This is a genomic window from Amycolatopsis sp. AA4 (assembly GCF_002796545.1).
In the GTDB taxonomy this organism is placed as follows: domain Bacteria; phylum Actinomycetota; class Actinomycetes; order Mycobacteriales; family Pseudonocardiaceae; genus Amycolatopsis.
On sequence record NZ_CP024894.1, the window covers coordinates 2,592,940 to 2,610,124 of the forward strand.

20 protein-coding genes are annotated in these 17,185 nt (G+C 67.6%); 17 read left to right on the forward strand and 3 right to left on the reverse strand.

From position 1 onward, the window contains the following. Window positions 1-58 precede the first annotated feature (58 nt). Together CU254_RS12340 and CU254_RS12345 are read left to right on the forward strand one after the other, a co-directional pair. The gene (locus CU254_RS12340) at window positions 59-1,399 is read left to right on the forward strand and encodes an MFS transporter (protein ID WP_009076090.1); all 1,341 of its coding nucleotides are present in this window, start codon (window positions 59-61) and stop codon (window positions 1,397-1,399) included. Continuing rightward, the gene (locus tag CU254_RS12345) at window positions 1,383-2,144 is read left to right on the forward strand and encodes a cysteine hydrolase family protein (RefSeq protein ID WP_199785885.1); all 762 of its coding nucleotides are present in this window, start codon (window positions 1,383-1,385) and stop codon (window positions 2,142-2,144) included. The genes CU254_RS12340 and CU254_RS12345 overlap by 17 nt, the downstream gene beginning before the upstream one ends. Here CU254_RS12345 and CU254_RS12350 read toward each other — a convergent pair. Both CU254_RS12350 and CU254_RS12355 read right to left on the reverse strand, forming a co-directional pair. Next, complete coding sequence (locus CU254_RS12350) at window positions 2,110-3,090, reverse strand: biotin-dependent carboxyltransferase family protein (protein ID WP_009076095.1); 981 nt, start codon at window positions 3,088-3,090, stop codon at window positions 2,110-2,112. The genes CU254_RS12345 and CU254_RS12350 overlap by 35 nt on opposite strands. Next, on the reverse strand, window positions 3,087-4,040 hold the full coding sequence (locus tag CU254_RS12355; protein ID WP_009076097.1) for an allophanate hydrolase subunit 1: 954 nt from the start codon (window positions 4,038-4,040) through the stop codon (window positions 3,087-3,089). Before CU254_RS12355 ends, CU254_RS12350 begins: the two co-directional genes overlap by 4 nt. 181 nt (window positions 4,041-4,221) lie before the next feature. On the opposite strand from CU254_RS12355, the gene CU254_RS12360 reads away from it, so the two are divergent. From CU254_RS12360 to CU254_RS12430, 15 genes are all read left to right on the forward strand, one after another. After that, window positions 4,222-5,745 (forward strand): PucR family transcriptional regulator, encoded by a 1,524-nt coding sequence (locus CU254_RS12360; RefSeq protein WP_100266766.1) that lies wholly within the window; start codon window positions 4,222-4,224, stop codon window positions 5,743-5,745. Between the two features lie 476 nt (window positions 5,746-6,221). Beyond that, complete coding sequence (locus tag CU254_RS12365) at window positions 6,222-6,929, forward strand: hypothetical protein (RefSeq protein ID WP_009076101.1); 708 nt, start codon at window positions 6,222-6,224, stop codon at window positions 6,927-6,929. 22 nt (window positions 6,930-6,951) lie between these two features. Further along, on the forward strand, window positions 6,952-8,448 hold the full coding sequence (locus tag CU254_RS12370; protein ID WP_009076103.1) for a YHS domain-containing protein: 1,497 nt from the start codon (window positions 6,952-6,954) through the stop codon (window positions 8,446-8,448). 11 nt (window positions 8,449-8,459) lie between these two features. After that, complete coding sequence (locus tag CU254_RS12375; protein WP_009076105.1) at window positions 8,460-8,714, forward strand: toluene-4-monooxygenase system B family protein; 255 nt, start codon at window positions 8,460-8,462, stop codon at window positions 8,712-8,714. Window positions 8,715-8,724: 10 nt separating this feature from the next. Beyond that, window positions 8,725-9,060, forward strand: a complete 336-nt coding sequence (locus CU254_RS12380) for an MmoB/DmpM family protein (protein WP_009076107.1) — start codon at window positions 8,725-8,727, stop codon at window positions 9,058-9,060. Next, window positions 9,057-10,043 carry a toluene monooxygenase subunit beta gene (locus CU254_RS12385; protein ID WP_009076109.1) on the forward strand — a complete coding sequence of 329 codons (987 nt, stop codon included), beginning with the start codon at window positions 9,057-9,059 and terminating at the stop codon, window positions 10,041-10,043. Before CU254_RS12380 ends, CU254_RS12385 begins: the two co-directional genes overlap by 4 nt. Window positions 10,044-10,050: 7 nt before the next feature. After that, a complete protein-coding gene (locus CU254_RS12390) occupies window positions 10,051-11,061 on the forward strand; it encodes a 2Fe-2S iron-sulfur cluster binding domain-containing protein (RefSeq protein ID WP_009076111.1) in 1,011 nt (336 codons plus the stop codon). A 15-nt stretch (window positions 11,062-11,076) separates the two neighbouring features. After that, a complete protein-coding gene (locus tag CU254_RS12395) occupies window positions 11,077-11,412 on the forward strand; it encodes a Rieske 2Fe-2S domain-containing protein (protein ID WP_009076113.1) in 336 nt (111 codons plus the stop codon). Between the two features lie 35 nt (window positions 11,413-11,447). Continuing rightward, complete coding sequence (gene pxpA, locus CU254_RS12400; RefSeq protein ID WP_009076115.1) at window positions 11,448-12,170, forward strand: 5-oxoprolinase subunit PxpA; 723 nt, start codon at window positions 11,448-11,450, stop codon at window positions 12,168-12,170. A gap of 44 nt (window positions 12,171-12,214) precedes the next feature. Further along, window positions 12,215-12,463, forward strand: a complete 249-nt coding sequence (locus CU254_RS12405; protein ID WP_037717008.1) for an acetyl-CoA carboxylase — start codon at window positions 12,215-12,217, stop codon at window positions 12,461-12,463. Beyond that, the gene (locus CU254_RS12410; RefSeq protein ID WP_009076118.1) at window positions 12,460-13,818 is read left to right on the forward strand and encodes an acetyl-CoA carboxylase biotin carboxylase subunit; all 1,359 of its coding nucleotides are present in this window, start codon (window positions 12,460-12,462) and stop codon (window positions 13,816-13,818) included. Before CU254_RS12405 ends, CU254_RS12410 begins: the two co-directional genes overlap by 4 nt. Further along, window positions 13,815-14,705 carry an allophanate hydrolase subunit 1 gene (locus CU254_RS12415; RefSeq protein ID WP_009076120.1) on the forward strand — a complete coding sequence of 297 codons (891 nt, stop codon included), beginning with the start codon at window positions 13,815-13,817 and terminating at the stop codon, window positions 14,703-14,705. Before CU254_RS12410 ends, CU254_RS12415 begins: the two co-directional genes overlap by 4 nt. After that, entirely contained in the window at window positions 14,695-15,660 is a 966-nt protein-coding gene (locus CU254_RS12420) for a biotin-dependent carboxyltransferase family protein (protein WP_009076122.1), read from the forward strand. Before CU254_RS12415 ends, CU254_RS12420 begins: the two co-directional genes overlap by 11 nt. Window positions 15,661-15,672: 12 nt before the next feature. Beyond that, the gene (locus CU254_RS12425; RefSeq protein WP_009076124.1) at window positions 15,673-15,858 is read left to right on the forward strand and encodes a tautomerase family protein; all 186 of its coding nucleotides are present in this window, start codon (window positions 15,673-15,675) and stop codon (window positions 15,856-15,858) included. Beyond that, the gene (locus tag CU254_RS12430; protein ID WP_037713438.1) at window positions 15,858-16,247 is read left to right on the forward strand and encodes an SRPBCC family protein; all 390 of its coding nucleotides are present in this window, start codon (window positions 15,858-15,860) and stop codon (window positions 16,245-16,247) included. The genes CU254_RS12425 and CU254_RS12430 overlap by 1 nt, the downstream gene beginning before the upstream one ends. A 48-nt stretch (window positions 16,248-16,295) precedes the next feature. On the opposite strand, the gene CU254_RS12435 is transcribed toward CU254_RS12430, so the two are convergent. Then, window positions 16,296-17,159, reverse strand: coding sequence for an MBL fold metallo-hydrolase (locus CU254_RS12435; RefSeq protein ID WP_009076129.1), 864 nt, complete (start codon window positions 17,157-17,159; stop codon window positions 16,296-16,298). Between the last annotated feature and the right edge of the window lie 26 nt (window positions 17,160-17,185).

Sequence of the window (17,185 nt, forward strand, 5' to 3'; positions counted from 1 at the left end):
AGGCTTCCGGCATCAGCACTTCATCCGCGTCACGGACCCTCCGACCACAGGAGCCGAAATGGCCGATACCTCTCGCGAACGTAACAGAAAACGCCCGCACACGCGGCTGGGGGTGGTGGCGGCGTCGAGTCTCGCCGGCACCGCCGTCGAATGGTACGACTTCTTTCTGTACGGCACCGCGTCCACTTTGGTCTTCAACAAACTGTACTTCCCGTCGCACGACCCGCTGGTCGGCACGGTTCTCGCCTTCGCCACCTACGCGGTCGGTTTCCTCGCCCGGCCGCTGGGCGCGGTTGTGCTCGGCCACCTCGGCGACCGCAAGGGACGGCGCTCGACGCTCATCGCGAGCCTGTTGTTGATGGGCGCTTCGACCTTTTTGATCGCTCTGCTGCCCACTTACGAGGCGGTCGGCGTGCTGGCACCGCTGCTGCTGGTCGTTTGCCGTCTGGTGCAAGGCTTTGCGCTCGGCGGCGAGTGGGGCGGCGCAGTACTGCTGGTGTCCGAGCACGGCGGCAGCGCGCGTCGGGCGTTCTGGTCTTCGTGGCCGAATGTCGGACCGCCGCTGGGCAACTTGCTCGCCGCCGGGGTGCTGGCGGTTCTCGGTGGGGTGCTGCCGTCGGCGCAGTTCCTGTCCTGGGGCTGGCGGATCGCGTTCGGGTTGTCCGCGGTGCTGGTTTTGATCGGATTGTGGTTGCGGCTTTATGTCGCGGAGACGCCGTTGTTCAAGGACGCGCCGAAGCCGGAGGGACTGCCTGCCGGTGTGGTGGTCCGCAAGCATTGGCGCAGTGTGCTGCTCGCCGCGGCCACGCGTTTCGGCGAGAATGCCGGGTTCTATCTGTTCTCGTTGTTCGTGATCACTTATGTCACGACGGTGCTCAAAATGGACAGTTCGGTCGGGTTGACGGCAGTGCTGGTCGGACAGGCGTGCGCGGTGGTGACGATTCCGCTGTTCGCCCTGCTGGCCGACCGGATCGGACGACGGCCGATTTACGTGGTGGCCTCGGTGGCGACGATCGGGTGGGCGTTCGTGTTCTTCGCGCTGGTCGACACGCGCAGTCCCGGATTGATCATGCTCGCGGTAGCCGGCGGGTTGCTGATCTTCGCCGCGTACAGCTCGGTGATCGGAGCGTTCTTCGCGGAGTTGTTCCCGACCGAGGTGCGGTATTCCGGGGTTTCGCTGGCGTACAACCTGGCATCGGTACTGGCTGGTTCGCTCGCGCCGATCATCGCGATCGGGTTGTACGCGAAGTTCGGCACCGGGTACGCCATCGGGGCTTATCTGGCGGTGATGGGCTTGATTTCGCTCGTGGCGTCGCTGATCGCGAAGGAGACGAAGTCGGTCGATCTCGGTTCGGTGGCTGGGAAAGCGGAGGAGGAAGCCCGTGCGCGCGTTGAATGAGTATCTGGCCGCGTACGGCCGTCGCGAGGAGGACCTGCTCGACGGCGAACGCGAGCAGATCGCTGCCGCCGACGCGGACTACGATACGGACAAGCACTGGGCGTTCGAGATCAAGCCCGAAGAATGCGCACTGATCGTGGTGGACCTCCAGGAGGATTTCGTCCGCCCGGACGGGCCGATGCGGGTTCCGGAGGCGTACCGGCAGTTGCCGAGGGTGCGAACCCTGATCGAGGCGTGCCGGGACGCTGGGGTTCCGGTGCTGTACACCGAACACACGATCGCCCCCGACGTCGCGCACGATTTCTCTGCCTTCTGGCCGCCGATCGCGAACGGCGCCATCGCGGAGGGGACGCCGGGAGCGAAGCTGTACCACGGGCTGAAACCGCGCGACGACGAGCGCATCATTTCCGCGAAGCATACGTACGACTCCTTCGCGGGCACCGATCTCGACTACGCGTTGCGGTGTCAGGGAGTCCGCACGCTGATCGTATGCGGCACGCTTACCAACTTCTGCTGCGAATCCACTGCTCGAACCGGATATTTCCTCGGTTACCACATCGTGTTCGGTTCGGATGTCAACGCGACTGACAACGCCGAAGCGCACCGAGCCACCCTCCGCACCATTCGGCGCGGGTTCGGCCGAGTAATGGATCACCAAGCGATCATCGCCGCCCTCAACGAAGGCGACTCCCTGCACCGCGAAGCGAAACTCAACACAACGCCCGGACATCCAGCAACTGATTGACATGCGCACTGAGCGCCGCAGCCTGGTCCAGGTCGATTTCCCGGAACGTCACCGTATCCCGTCCCGGCCGGAGTTGGCCGACTTTCCACAGCGAGGCCGACGCGACCGTGGCGATCACCGCGAATCCGCCGGAGGTATTGCTGTCCGGGCCCAGCACGGTGAGCACGTCGCCGTAGGCCAGGATGCCGCCCGGCGGGTAGCTGGAGTCCAGGATGTTCGACGGGTGCCCGCCCGCCACGTCGCCGGAGGGGCGGGCCCAGCGGAAGCGGTGCGGGTTGAACCGGATGCCCACCCGGTCCGAACTCAGGTCGCAACGCCACGAAGCAGCCAGGAAATCGGCGAAGTCCTCCGCGGTCAGGAAGTCCGGGTCGGCGTGCGGGCCGCGGAGGATTTCGATTTCCCAGGCGGTCGGGTAGGCCGGGCGCAGGGAAACCGGGAGGCGGCGGGGGCGGGAAGGAGCGGCGGGGAAGGTGTCCAGGATGTCCGCGCGTTCCAGGGCCCGGCCGTCGAGACCGCCGATTCCGGCGAGGAGGAACGTCGAGCGGGAACCGAATACTTCCGGCACCGCGATGCCGCCGGACAATGCCAAATACAAGCGGTGGCCGGGCCCGCGCAGGACTTCGCAGGCCAGGACGTCGCCGGTTTCCACGGGTACCGATTCCCATTGCGGGACAGGGGATCCGTTGAGGGTGACGGTGGTTTCCGGTCCGGTGACGGCGATCCGGCCGGGCGCGAGGACGCCTGCCTGGAAGCGGCCCAGCGGGATTTCCAGGGCGGCCGCGCCGGGGCGGTTGCCGACCAGGAGGTTCGCCAGCCGGAAGGCGAACGAATCGACCGGGCCGGACGAAAAGAAACCCAATGACTGCCTGCCGCGTCGGCCCGGGTAGTCCTGCACGGTCGTCTGCAGACCGGGTTCGAGCACTTCCAACGCGGCGGTTTGCGTCACGGGATTTTCACCAGTTCCTGAGCGGCGACGCGGTCCGCGCGTCGCTTGGCCGCCTCGGCTTCGATCGCGGGATCGGCTTGGACGGCGAGGTGGTCGGCGACCGCGTAGCGGCCGGGTTCGATGTCGTAATCGTAGCGGCCCTCGAAAACCTGCCTGCGCAGTTCGATCAGTACCGCCTCTTCCACGCGGTAGAACGAGATCCGGTCGCCGGGGTGGATCAGGATCGGGTCCGCGCGGTGCGCGCGCGGACGGCGGACGAGGTCGCAGATCGGCAGCGTCCGGCCGAAAAGCTGGTACGAACCCGGGGATTCGATCGGGTGGATCACGAGGCACGGGCCGCCGAACGCGACGGCGCCCTCCGGAGTCCAGGAACGCGCCGGATTGTACTTCGGCGCGACCAGTTCGGAGCGCGGGTCGAGGGGGAGCAGCGACGGCAGGCCGGGGTAGAAACCGGTGAACGCGTTCCACCACTCGGATTCCAGGATCCGCGAGTACAGCGCTTCCCGGTTCGGCAGGCCGTTCGAGCGCACGAGGTAGTCGACGTTGTTGCCGTCGACGACGTTCGGCGCGTCCGGGCGAGTGGTGATCTGGTAACGCTCCACGGCTTCGCGCGACGTCGAATCGTCGAACGCGATCGGGAGTTTCACCCGGCGGCTCGGCAGCACGAGCGAGCCGGGCTCGGGGATTTCGCGGTGCAGCCGGTCCATCGCGGCGATCACGTCGTCGTGCTGGATCGTTTCCGGGTCGTAGTGCACGAGCAGCGACCGCAGTCCGGGCGCGACTTCCAGCACGCCGCGCACCGGGTTTTCCTCCAGCCGGCGGGCCGAGGCGTGCGCGAAGAAGTTGAGCCCGAGGTCGACCGGCAGCGGCGGCCCGTACTCGACGAGCAGCGCGCGATCGCCCGCGGTCCGGTACGTGACGTCCGGCCGGGCCGGGGCAGCTGCGGGCATCGAGATCTCTTTCCGTTGTGCCGCCGGACATCCGCGGGCGAGGAGGTCCGATGAGGACGGTTTCTACCCACCAGCACCGGGTTTTGTCCAGAACGTTGGTTCGTCCGGGTGGCGATCGCCGGGCAGCTCGGCAGACCGCCGGTTACACTTCCGGCCGCCCGATCCGTCCCCGGGAGACACCATGCCGCTTACGGTCCAGATGCTGCTCGAACGCGGCGAACACGGTCTCGAACTCGCCGCCGAAGGCTCGCCCGGAGCACTCGAGAAAGCAGTCACGTGGGCGTTGATCAGCGAGCTGCCGGATCCTTCGCCGTACCTCGAGGGCGGCGAGCTCGTGCTGACCACCGGGTCCCGGCTCGCACTGGGGGCAGCGGCCAGCCGGGAGTATGTCGACCGGCTCGTGGCCGGCGGTGCGGTGGCGCTGGGGTTCGGGGCCAGTTCGTTTTATCAGAACGTGCCGCGGCCGCTGGTCGAGGCCGCTGACGAGGCGGGATTGCCGGTGCTGGCGGTGCCTGCGACGACGCGGTTCGCGGCGTTGAGTCGCTTGGTGGCCGGGCATCTGTCCGACGAGCGGCAGCGGGAGCTGAACTTCGCGGTTTCGGCGCAGCGGGATTTGACGCGGGCCTCGTTGTCGCCGTACTCGGCTCGGGCGATTGCGGAGCGGCTGGCGAAGGCGGTGCGGGGGTGGACGTTGCTGCTGGACGCCGCCGGTGGGTATCGGGCGGGGGTGCCCGCCGCGCGGATGCATCTGGCGCGGGTGCGGATCGAGTTGCCTCGGCTGCGGGACCGGGCCAACTCGGCGAGTCTCAGCATGACGATCGCGGGGGAGTCGGTAGTGGTGCTCCCGCTGGCGGTGCGGGGGCGGGTGCAGGGGTTTCTGGTGGTCGGACGGTCTACGCCGCTTACTACTGCTGAGCAGGCGATTGTCACCACCGCGGTGTCGTTGTTGTGCGCTGAGTTGCATAGTGCGCGAGGGGTGCTGGACAGCGAGCGGCAGCATCGGCTGGCGGTGTTCAAGGCCGCGGTGGCTGGGGATGTGGGGCTGGCTACCGCGATTGGGGAGGCGTTGGATACCGACTTTCCGGAGGGGGATCTTCGGGTCGCGATTCTGGGGGTGCCTTCGGGGCATGAGCGGGAGTTGCTTGAGCACGCCGAGGGGGACCACGGGTTGCGGAGTCTTCGGGCGCTGGTCGCCGAATGGGAGCGGGGGCGGGTGGTGGTGTTGATGCCGCCGGCGGAGGGGGATACGCGGACCTTGGAAGCGTTGTTGCGGCGGATTCCGTTGGCTCGGGGGGCGGTTAGCGATCCGACTCCGCCTGGGGAGTTGGCTGCGGCTTGGGAGCAGGTTCGGTCGGTTTTTACCAGTTCGCCTGGGGGCGCTGGGGTGTTGACCTGTGCTGGGGATGTGGCTGCCAGCGGTTTGATGCGGTTTCTTGACAACGACGAGGTGCGGGGGTGGGCCCGGGCGTTGCTGGAGCCGGTTACGGACAAGACCGGGGCGGCGAAGATCGATTTGCGGCATACGTTGCGGACGTTTTTGGCGCATAACGGGCAGTCGGATGCTTCGGCTAATGCGTTGGGGATTCATCGGCATACGTTGCGGTATCGGATGGGGAAGGTGGCCGAGGCGTTGGGGAGGGAGGTGGATGATCCGGCTGTTCGGGCTGAGTTGTGGATCGCTTTGCAGTTGGATGATGAGTTGTGACGGGCGGGCGGCTCGTCGCCTGGCGGCGACATTGCGCCGGAGTGGTTGCGTGGGGCACCCCGAGAGCCGATTGTGCTGACGGTTCGGGGGTGCTTGTCAAGGCGGGAAAGATGCCTTGACAAGCACCCCCGAACCGCAGGGCGGCTTTGTATCGGGGTTGGGGGTGGGGTGGGTGCCCCCGGCGGGTGGGTGCAGCGGCTGCGGTTTTGTCGTGAGGGGAACCCTGAGGGACTCTGAGTCCCTCAGGGTTCCCCTCACGACATTGGGGGGCTTGACGGATTCAGAGGTTCCGTGGGTGATCGTTGGGTGGGGTTCTGACCTGCGCTGATGTGGGTTTGTGCTCCGGTTTGGCATTCCGGGCTCGGTTCTTGTCCAACTTGCGCACTGTCCGGTCCCGGGGCCGTCGCGCAGTCTTTGGGGCACCGCTCGAGCGATGGGGCGGGCACGTTCAACGGTGAACCTGGAGGCAAACCCCTATGGGCACGTCGCTGCATCCGCCTCAGCTGGTGACCGGGTCGCGGACTCTCTACCTCGTGTGGGTGCCCGAGGATCCGGACGCGGTCGCGGAGCTTGTTCCGGAGGGACTCACGCCGGCTGCTGATCGGTCGTGTTACCTCAACCAGTACGTGGTCGAGGGGGACGCTCAGACGTCGGCCAGCGAGGGGGACGACGCGTTCGGCGCGTATTCCCTCACGTATCTCGGCGTGAATCTGTCCGGCTTGGACACCGAGGCGGGCGTTCCGGGGCGGTGGTGGACCGATTACCACAACAGTTCCGAGCCGATGATCCGTTACGCCCGGGAGCACGGCGTTCCAGCAGGTGCGCCGGGGGAGACGACGCTCGATCTCGACGGGGATCGGCTGGTCGCCACGACGGTCGTCGAGGGGCGGCCCATCATTCGCACTACTGCGCGGCTCAAGATCGGCGAGACGCAGCGGGTTACCGGGCAGTTGCGGTATATCACGAGTCGTGGCGGAGAATTTATCAGCGGGCGGTACGCGTACGTCGCTGATATCGCCGAGGAATTCGCGGTCGAATCGTTCGAGTTTCTCGACAAGGAGCATCCGGTCTACCGGTTGCGGCCCGCGCACCCGTTGCAGGTGACGTTCGGGTTCTACGCCCCGGCCATGTCTTTCGTCTACCCCGGCGGCGAAGGGCCGCTGGGTTCCGAGCACGGCAGCTAAAAGACCACAGAGGGAGCAACGCATGGCTCTGCTGGACCGAGCACAGTGGTACGACATCGCCCGCGACACGCAATGGACTCCGCGTTACGTTACCGAAGCGGAGTTGTTCCCGCCGGAACTGTCCGGCGGCGAAGGGTTGCCCGACGAGGTGTGGGCGACCTATGACGAGCCGTACAAGGTGAGTTATCGCGAGTACGTCGATATTCAGCGGCAGAAGGACGCTGGGGCGTACTCGGTGAAGGCGGCGCTGGAACGCGCCGATTTGTACAACAAAGCCGACCCGGGCTGGATTTCCATTCTCAAGGAGCATTACGCGGCGGTCGCGCTGGTCGAATACGGCGCGTCGTTCCAGGAGTCTCGCTTCGTGCGCTGGTCGAAGGCGCCTGGCATGCGCAACATGGCGACCTTCGGGATGCTGGACGAGATCCGGCACGGGCAGATCCAGTTGTACTTCCCGCACGAGTACGTGAACAAGGACCGCCAGTTCGAGTGGTCGCACGCGGCGATGTTCACCGACAACTGGGTCACGCTCGGCGCCCGGCACTTCTTCGACGACGTGATGATGACCCGCGACGCCGTGTCCACCTCGATTTTCGCGAACTTCTCCTTCGAGACCGGCTTCACGAACCTGCAGTTCATCGGACTGTCCGGCGACGCCGCGAAGGCCGGCGACTTCACGTTCTCCAAGCTGATCCAGAGCATCCAGTCCGACGAGGCCCGGCACGCGCAGCTCGGCACGCCGCTGCTGCAGATGCTGATCGAGAACGGCCAGAAAGACGAGGCGCAGAAGAAGATCGACATCGCGTTCTGGCGCTCGTACCGGCTGTTCACCATTCTGTCCGGGATTCCGATGGACTACTACGTCCCGCTGGACGTGCGCGAGGCGTCCTTCAAGGAATTCATGGAGGAATGGATCGTCACCCAGTTCATGCGCTCGCTGGAGGACCTCGGCCTCTCCAAACCGTGGTACTGGGACATTTTCCTGCGCGACATCTCCGAGCACCACCACGGCCAGCACCTGGGCACCTACTCGTGGCGGCCGACGCTGTGGTGGAACCCGGCGGCGGGCGTCAGCCCGGAGGAACGCGACTGGCTGGAGGAGAAGTACCCGGGCTGGAACGACACCTTCGGCAAGGTGTGGGACGTCCTGATCGACAACTTCGCCCACGACCGTCCGGAAAAGACGGTGCCGGGCACGCTGCCGATCATCTGCAACGTCTCGCAGCTGCCGATCGTCGGCACGCCTTCCCAGACGCTGCGCGACATCTCGCTGGTCCATGAAGGACGGCGCTACCACTTCGCGTCCGAAGTGGACAAGTGGATCTTCGAGGACGACCCGGAACGCTACCGGCACCACAAGAACCTGGTCGACCGGTTCCTCGGCGGCGAGATCCAGCCCGCGGACCTCGGCGGCGTCCTGGAGTACATGGGCCTCGGCTCGGTCGGCCCCGGCGGCGACGACGCGCACGGGTTCGCCTGGGTCGACGCCTACCGCAAGCAGCTCGTCAAGGCCGGCTGAAAGGAACGCTGATGGCCACCATTCCGCTCGCCGTGCACTTCGACGGCGACTTCGTGCTCAAACTGCTCCCCGCGGACAGCGAGCACACGATGGACGAACTCGCCGCCGCCGCGGCGGAGAACTCGGTCGGCATCCACGTGCCCGACCAGCCCGGCCGGACGCTGCGGGTGCGCCGCCAGGGCGACGCGCAGCCGTTCGAGCGCACCAGCACCGTCGCGGCGGCCGGTCTCGAGCCGACCGAATGCGTCGAAGTCTATTTCGAGTGAGGAGGACCGGATGAGCAGCACCGAACCCAGCTCTGCACCCATTGCCGACCCGGTCGGCCCGGTCCTCCAGGTCGGCGAGGTGGCGCGCGCCGTCGCCGACGCCGCGGTGACCGACAACCCCGGCCGCCGGGTCGACATCCGCGACCGCGGTTCGTACGTGCGGGTCGAGGTCGAGGGCGGCGAATGCGTCCTGCGCCGCGAGACCATCGCCGAGGAGCTCGGCCGCCCGTTCAAGATGTCCGAGCTGGAGCTGATCATGCCCTCGTTCGTGGGCCGGATCGAGACCGGCGGCGACGTCATCCGCTTCTACCTGGGCACTTCCGCCCGCAAGGAGGCCCTGTCGTGAGCACCCCGCTCAAACCGCTCAAGACCTGGGGGCACCTCGCCGCCCGCCGGCGCAAGCCGAGCGAGTACGAGATCGTCTCCACCAACCTGCTGTGGCACACCCGCGACCCCGAACAGCCCTGGGACGTCGGGCACACCGGCTTCATGGCGGACTTCTACCGCCGCTACCGCAACCAGAGCCCGATCACGCACCCGGACTGGAACGCCTTCCGCGATCCGGACGAGCTGGTGTACCGCACGTACAACATCCTCCAGGACGGCCAAGAGTCCTATGTGGACGGCCTGCTCGACCAGCACGACGCCGAGGGCCACGACCGCGGGCTCTCGCCGGAGTGGGTCGCGGTGCTGGCCCAGCTGTACACGCCGAGCCGGTACCTCCTGCACACCGTCCAGATGGCCAGCGCGTACCTCGTGCACATGGCCCCGGCCAGCACGATCGCCAACTGCGCGGCGTTCCAGGCCGCGGACTCGCTGCGCTGGCTGTCCAATGTGGCCTACCGCACCGCGGAGCTGCGGCAGGCGCATCCGACGGCCGGGTTCGGCGAGCGCGAACGCGAGCTGTGGGAGGAACTTCCGGCCTGGCAAGGGTTCCGCGAGCTGATGGAACGCCAGCTGACCACGTTCGACTGGGCCGAGGCGTTCGTCGCGCTCAACGTGGTGGCCAAACCGGCGCTCGACGAGATCGTGCTGCGTCAGCTCGGCGTCAGCGCCCGGCGGCACGGCGACGTGCTGCACGCGCTGCTGGCCGAATCGGCGTTGCGCGACAGCGAGCGGTCGCGCCGCTGGACCGAGGCACTGGTCAAGCAGATGTCCGAAGTGGACTCGAACGTGCCGCAGCTGCGCGAGTGGGTCGCGAAGTGGCAGCCGCTCGGGGTCGCCGCGATCGAAGCGTACGGCGCGGAGGTCGCGGAGAACGCCGAAGCGGCGGAGAACGCGATCGGCGCGGTCCGGGCGTTCCAGCGGCAGCTCGGCATCGGAGGCTGAACCGGCCATGACGACCGAACACCAAGTCCTCCTGCGGGGGACCGGCGTTCGCTTTCCTTGCGCGGAGGGCGACACGCTGCTGCGTGCCGCCCTCCGCGCGGGGGTCGGCCTCAGCTACGAGTGCAACAGCGGAGCCTGCGGAAGCTGCCGGTACGAGCTGCTGGAGGGCGACGTCCGCACGCGCTGGGCGGACGCGCCCGGGCTCAGCGCCCGCGACCGGCGCAAAGGCCGCAGGCTGGCCTGCCAGAGCGAACCGGCCAGCGACTGCGTGGTCGACCTCAGCTCGCTGCCGGAACCCGCGCCGCACCGGCCGATCCGGCAGCAGGCGCAGCTGCGCGAGGTGCACCGGCTCACCCACGACATGGCCGAGTTCGTGTTCGTCGCGGAAAAGCACGCCGCGTTCAGCGCCGGGCAGTACGCGATGCTCGGTTTCCCCAGCGGCATCGAACGCGCGTACTCGATGAGCAATCTCGGCAACTGTCAGCGGGAATGGAAATTCGTCGTCAAACGGTCACCGGGCGGGAAAGCGACGTCCATTCTGTTCGACGGGCTCGACCTCGGCGAGACGATCGAGCTGGACGGCCCGTACGGCCAGGCGTACTACCGCGCCGGGGACGACCGCGACATCGTTTGCGTCGCAGGCGGTTCCGGACTCGGCGCGATGGTGAGCGTCGTGCTCGGCGCGGCTGCACAGGCCGACGCCGGCGAGCGCACGGTCCATTTGTTCTGCGGCGGCCGGGCTCCGCGCGATCTGCACATTCCGGAAGCGATGGCGATGGCGGAACGCCGATTGCGCGCACTCCACGTGCACACCGCGGTTTCCGAACCCGGCGCGGCGGATTCCGGCTCGCACCAAGGATTCGTGCACGAGGCCGTGGTCGCGAAACTGGGCGACGCGCTGACCGACTTCACCTACTACGCCGCCGGGCCGCCCGCGATGACCGACGCGCTCGCCCGCGCGCTGGTGCTGGACGGCGGGCTCGCCGCCGACCGGCTCCATTTCGACCGGTTCAGCTGAGAAAGGAGCTTCCGCATGGGTTTCGTGCGGGTGTGCAGCCTCGACGACGTCTGGGAAGGCGACATGGAGTCGTTCGAGGTGGGGGACAAGGAAGTGCTGATCGCCCACCTCGACGGCGGCGAGGTCGTCGCGACCCAGGCGATCTGCCCGCACCAGCAGGTCGAACTGGTCGAGGGCGAACTGGACAAGAAGACCCTCATGTGCAAAAGCCACCTGTGGACGTTCGACCTCACCACCTGCCAGGGCATCAACCCCGGCCACGCGCAGCTGGCCCGGTACCCGGTGCGGCTCGAGGGCGACGACGTCTACATCGACCCCGACGGGGACACCCCGAAGATCGCGCATTCCTGAGAAGAATTGCCGGAAAAAGACAAGGAACAGCACTCATGGTTGCCATCAACTGCGACATGGGCGAGGCCTACAGCATCTACCGCTGCGGCGACGACGAGGGCATCATGCCCTACATCACGGTCGCGAACGTCGCCTGCGGTTTCCACGCCGCCGACCCGGTCGTCATGCGGCGGACAGTCGCGCTGGCGCACGAGCATTCGGTGAAGGTGGGCGCGCACCCGTCGTTCCCGGACCGCGACGGGTTCGGCAGGCGGGAGCTGAAGATGGAGCCCGAGGAACTCACCGCCGCGGTCGTGTACCAGGTCGGCGCGCTGACCGGGTTCCTGGCCGAACACGGCATGCCGCTCAACCACATCAAACCGCACGGCGCGCTGTACGGCCTGGCTTCGCGGGACGAGGCGGTCGCGCGGGCGATCGCCGAGGCGGCCGACGTCTTCGACGTGCCGCTGATGGGCATGGCCAACACCGTGCACGAAAAGGTGTGGGGCAAGCGGAGTCAGGGCTTCATCGCCGAGTACTACACCGATCTGGACTACCGCGCCGACGGTTCGCTCATCATCACTCGCGAGCACGTCGCCTACGATCCGGCGATCGCCGCCGAACGGTCCGTGCGCGCGGTCACCGAGGGGCTCGCGACCTCTGTGGACGGTCAGGACATCCCGATGCGCGCCGACTGCATCTGCGTGCACTCCGACACTCCTGGCGCGGTGGATCTCGCGAAAAGCGTGCACGACGCTCTCACGCCGTACCTGACCTGATTTCTGCTCCTGTTCCCTGCCCAACCGAGCGCGAGGTGACGCTGATGTCCCGTCTCGAAGTGGTTTCGCCCATTCCCGGGGTGTTTTACCGCAAGCCCGATCCGGACAGCCCGGATTTCGTGAAGCCCGGCCAGAAGGTCGGCGCGGACGACACGGTCGGACTGGTCGAGGTGATGAAGTCCTTCTACCCGGTGCCCGCGGGCGCGGCCGGGACCGTCGTGGAGTTCGCCGCGGACGCCGAGGCGGTCGTCGACGCGGGCCAGCCGCTCGTCGTGCTCGAGGTGGACGCATGAAACGGTTGCTGATCGCCAATCGCGGCGAGATCGCGGTCCGGATCATCCGCGCGGCCAACGACCTCGGGATCGAGACGGTCGCGGTCGTCAGCGAGGCGGACCGGAGCGCCGCGCACGCACTGCTGGCCGACCAGGTCGTCCCGATCGGCCCGGCCCCGGCGACGAAGAGCTATCTGGTGGCGGACGCGATCCTCGCCGCGGCCAAGGAAACCGGTGCGGACGCGGTGCATCCGGGCTACGGATTCCTGTCCGAGCGCGCGTCGTTCGCGGCGGCGGTGGCGGACGCGGGGCTGACGTTCGTCGGTCCGGAGGCGTCGGTCATCGAGCAGATGGGGGACAAGGTCCGCGCGCGGCAGGTCGCTCAGGCGGCCGGGGTGCCGACGGTGCCCGGGACGCCCGGCGGAGTGTCCGATGTGGCCGAAGCGGTCGCCGCGGCGGGCGAGATCGGGTATCCGATCATGCTCAAAGCCGCGGCGGGCGGCGGCGGCCGCGGCATCCGGGTAGTGGCGAACGAGGCCGAGCTGAAGGTCGCGTTCCCGCAGGCGTCCGGCGAAGCCGCGAGCGCTTTCGGCGACGGGCGGATGTACCTGGAACGGTTCGTGCGGGCCGCGCGGCACGTCGAGGTGCAGGTGCTCGGCGACGGTTCCGAGACCGTGCATGTTTTCGAGCGTGAATGTTCGCTGCAGCGACGGCGGCAGAAGGTCGTCGAGGAGGCGCCGTCGCCGGGCATCGACGAGCGGATCCGCGCGGGAATGACGGCCGCGGCCGTGCGGCTGTGCAAGGAGGTCGGCTACCGCAGCGCGGGCACCTGCGAGTTCCTGGTGGACGACGACACCGGCGAGTTCTTCTTCATCGAGATGAACACCCGAATCCAGGTCGAGCACCCGGTCACCGAGCTGATCACCGGGATCGACCTGGTCGCCGAGCAGCTGCGGATCGCGGCCGGGGAACCGTTGCGGTACCGACAATCGGACGTGACCAAGCGCGGGCACGCCGTCGAATTCCGGGTCTGTGCCGAAGATCCGGAGCGCAATTTCCTTCCCGGTCCGGGAAAGATCGGCGACGTCCGGTTGCCGGGCGGTCCGTGGGTCCGCACGGACACGTGGCTCGCGCCGGGCAGCCAGGTGCCGCCGTTCTACGACTCCTTGGTGGCCAAGGTGATCGTGTGGGGCGAAGACCGGGCGACCGCGTTGCGCCGGGCGAAGCGGGCACTGTCCGAATTGGTCGTCGAAGGCGTTCCTACCACCACGACGCTGCTGATCGAACTGCTCGGGCAGCAATGGTTCGCCGACGGCGCGTTCACCACCGGGACGCTCGAAGAGTGGCTTACCCAGCGAGCGGAGGCCGGCGCATGAGCGGCGCGACCCCCGCCCGGTACAGCTGGGGCGGCGACGAGCACATTTTCGTCGAGCTGGCCGAGGAAATGAGCCTGCAGGCCAATTTCCGCGCGATGGCGATCACCACTTCGCTGCGCGAGAACCGTCCCGAGGGCGTCGTGGAGATCTGTCCGGCGAACGCGTCGTATCAGGTCCGGTACGACCCGGACGTCATCGAGCCGCGCACCTTGCTGGCGCATCTGCGCGAGATCGAGGAGAAGGTCGGCGACGCGGCGGATTTCAGCCTTTCGACGCGGGTAGTCGAGATTCCGGTGCTGTACCAGGACCCGTGGACCACCGAGACGTTGCTGCGGTTCCGCGACCGGCACCAGGACCCGGACGCCACCGACATCGAATACGCCGCGCGGATCAACGGATACGCCGGGGCCGAGGAATTCATCGCGGCGCACAGCGGCGCGCCGTGGTTCGTCTCGATGGTCGGGTTTGTCGCCGGGCTCCCGTTCATGTACCAGATGGTGCCGCGGGAACGGCAGATCGTGGTGCCGAAATACCTGCGACCGCGCACCGACACTCCTAAGCAGACAGTCGGGTACGGCGGCTGCTTCAGCTGCATCTACTCGGTCCGCGGCGCGGGCGGGTACCAGATGTTCGGCATCACGCCCGCGCCGATCTACGATCCGGCGCAGGAACTCCCGGACTTCGCCGATTTCATGGTGTTCTTCCGGCCCGGCGACATCGTGCGGTTCAAGCCGATCGACCGGGACGCCTACGACGACCACGTCAAGGAGGTCGAGGCCGGGACGTTCCGGATCCGTTCGCGCCCGGTCGACTTCGGGCTGCGCGAGTACCTCGACGACCCGGACGGCTTCACCGCGGGACTGATGGAGGTGCTCCGTGCCGATTGAGGTCCGCCAGCCCGGGCTGGCCACGACGATCCAGGACGCCGGCCGCAACGGTTACTACGACGTCGGCATCCCGCCCTCGGGCGCGCTCGACCAGTACTCGTACTCGGTCGCGAACCGCCTGGTGGGCAACGATCCAGGCGCGGCCGCGCTCGAATGTGTCTATATGGGACCGGAGCTGCATTTCACCGAGGACACGGTCATCGCGATCACCGGCGCCGAGCTTCCGCCTAAACTCAACGGCGAGGAACGGCCGTTGTGGGAAGCGTTCGCGGTGAAATCGGGCGATGTCCTCACCTTCGGGTTCTGCAAACGCGGCGCTCGTGCGTATATCGCGGTGAGCGGCGGCATTGACGTGCCGTTGGTGCTGGGCAGCCGATCCACCTACGGATTGGGGAAGCTCGGCGGGATCAGTGGTGCGCCGCTGGTGGCCGGGGATGTCATTCCGGTGGGTGCCGGCGCCGGGGTGCCCGGGCGTTCGCTGCCGGAATCCTTGCGCCCGGCGTTGTCGAAGGAGATCGAAGTCCGCGTGGTGATGGGTCTTTACGACCACGTGCTCACCGATGCAGGCCGCGCGACCTTCCTGGACACCGACTGGACGCTCACCCCGGTCGCCGACCGGGTCGGTTTCCGTTACCAGGGCGCACAACTGGAAACCAAACCGCGGACACCGCCGTTCGGCGCCGGGCAGGATCCGTCGAACATCGTGGACGCGCCCTATCCGATCGGTTCGATCCAGGTGCCCGGCGGCGTCGAACCGATCATCCTGCACCGCGATGCGGTGTCCGGCGGCGGATACCTGATGGTCGGCACTGTCCTCAGTGGAGACTTGGACCTGGTGGCCCAGTCCGCGCCGAACACCAAAACCCGTTTCGTAGCGGTCGACTTGGACGAAGCGCTCGCTATTCGCCGCGAATACCGTGCCCGTACTCAGCAAGCCGCTGAATCCCTGAGCTGACAAGGAGTTCCCATGCCCCACGTTCAGATCGACTGGTTCCCCGGTCGCACCACCGAGCAGAAACGCGAGCTGGCCGAGGTGCTGACCCGCGAGATCTGCCGGATCGGCAACTGCGCCCCGGAAGCGGTCGGCATCGTGTTCACCGACATCGACACCGCGAACTGGGCGCGGGCAGGCAAGCTCTTCTCGGACAGCTGATGGCCAGCCTTCGTTCCCACGTCCTGCTCGACGCACCCGCCGACGCAGTGTGGCAGGTGATCGGCGATACCGCGGCGGTCGCCGACTGGTTCCCGTCCATGAAGTCCTCCACCGGAGACACGCGGCAGCGCACCGTGGTCTTGGGGGATGGTTCGGTCCTGGAAGAGGCCGTCGTCACGCACGACCCAGCCCGGCGGCGGCTGCAGTACCGGGTAACCGGCGGCGACCTCCCCGTCACCGACCACCTGGGCACGGTCGACGTGCTGGAAATCGATCCGGGCCGGTCGATCGTCGTGTACAGCACGGAAATCTCGCCGGACTCGCTCGCGGACGCGTTCGACGCGGCGATCAGCGAGGCAGTCGCGGGCCTGCCCGCCCACCTGTCCTGAGGTCCGTGAAGGGCTCCTTGAGGGAAGTAGATTCCCTCAAGGAGCCCTTCACGGACGTTCCGCGAGCCGGTAGCCGGAGCCGTGCGAGACCACGCGGCCGCCGGTGGGCGGGGTGAAGTGCGTGCCCAGCACGAGAGCGCCCGAATCGGCCAGTTCGGCGAGGAGACGGCGGCGGGTTTTCTCGGATTCCGCCGGGTCGATGTCCACCGACGCGCCGATCTCCGGGTGCGCGAACTGCACCGGATGGTGCACCGCGTCCCCGGTGATCAGCGCGGTTTCGCCGGAGCTGGTCAGCTCGACCGACACGTGCCCAGGGGTGTGCCCCGGCGTCGGCCGCAGTCGCACGCCGGACACGATTTCCACCCCGGCATAGGGGACGTCGACGAGGTCCAGCAGGCCGGCGCGCTCGACCGGCAGCACCGAGTCCTCGAACATCTGCCGCCGCGCCGCGTCCATGGCGTAGCCCGCCCAGAACTCGCGCTCGGCGCGGGCCGTGACGTACCGGGCGGAGGCGAACGTCGGCACCCACTCGCCGTCCTGCTCGCGGGTGTTCCAGCCGACGTGGTCGGCGTGCAGGTGGGTGAGCAGCACGAGGTCCACGTCGTCCGGGGCGAACCCGGCGGCGGCGAGCGCGTCCGGATATCCGGTGTCGAGGTCGTGCCACGCCGGGTTGGCGCGCGTTTTCCCGTTGCCGATCCCGGTGTCGACGAGGATCTTCATCCCGTCCTTCTCGAACGCGAAACTGTGGCTGTGCAAGCGGATCGCGCCGCCGTCGGCGAAATCCGGACGCAGCCAGTCCTCGCCCGAGACGACCTCGGCCGTCGCGCCGGGGAGCAGCCACGGCCCGGTCGCGGCGGGGAATTCGATCTCGTCGATCCGGTGGACAGCGATCTCGCCGATGGTCCAGGACATGGGCCCGTGCCTCCTTAACGCAACAT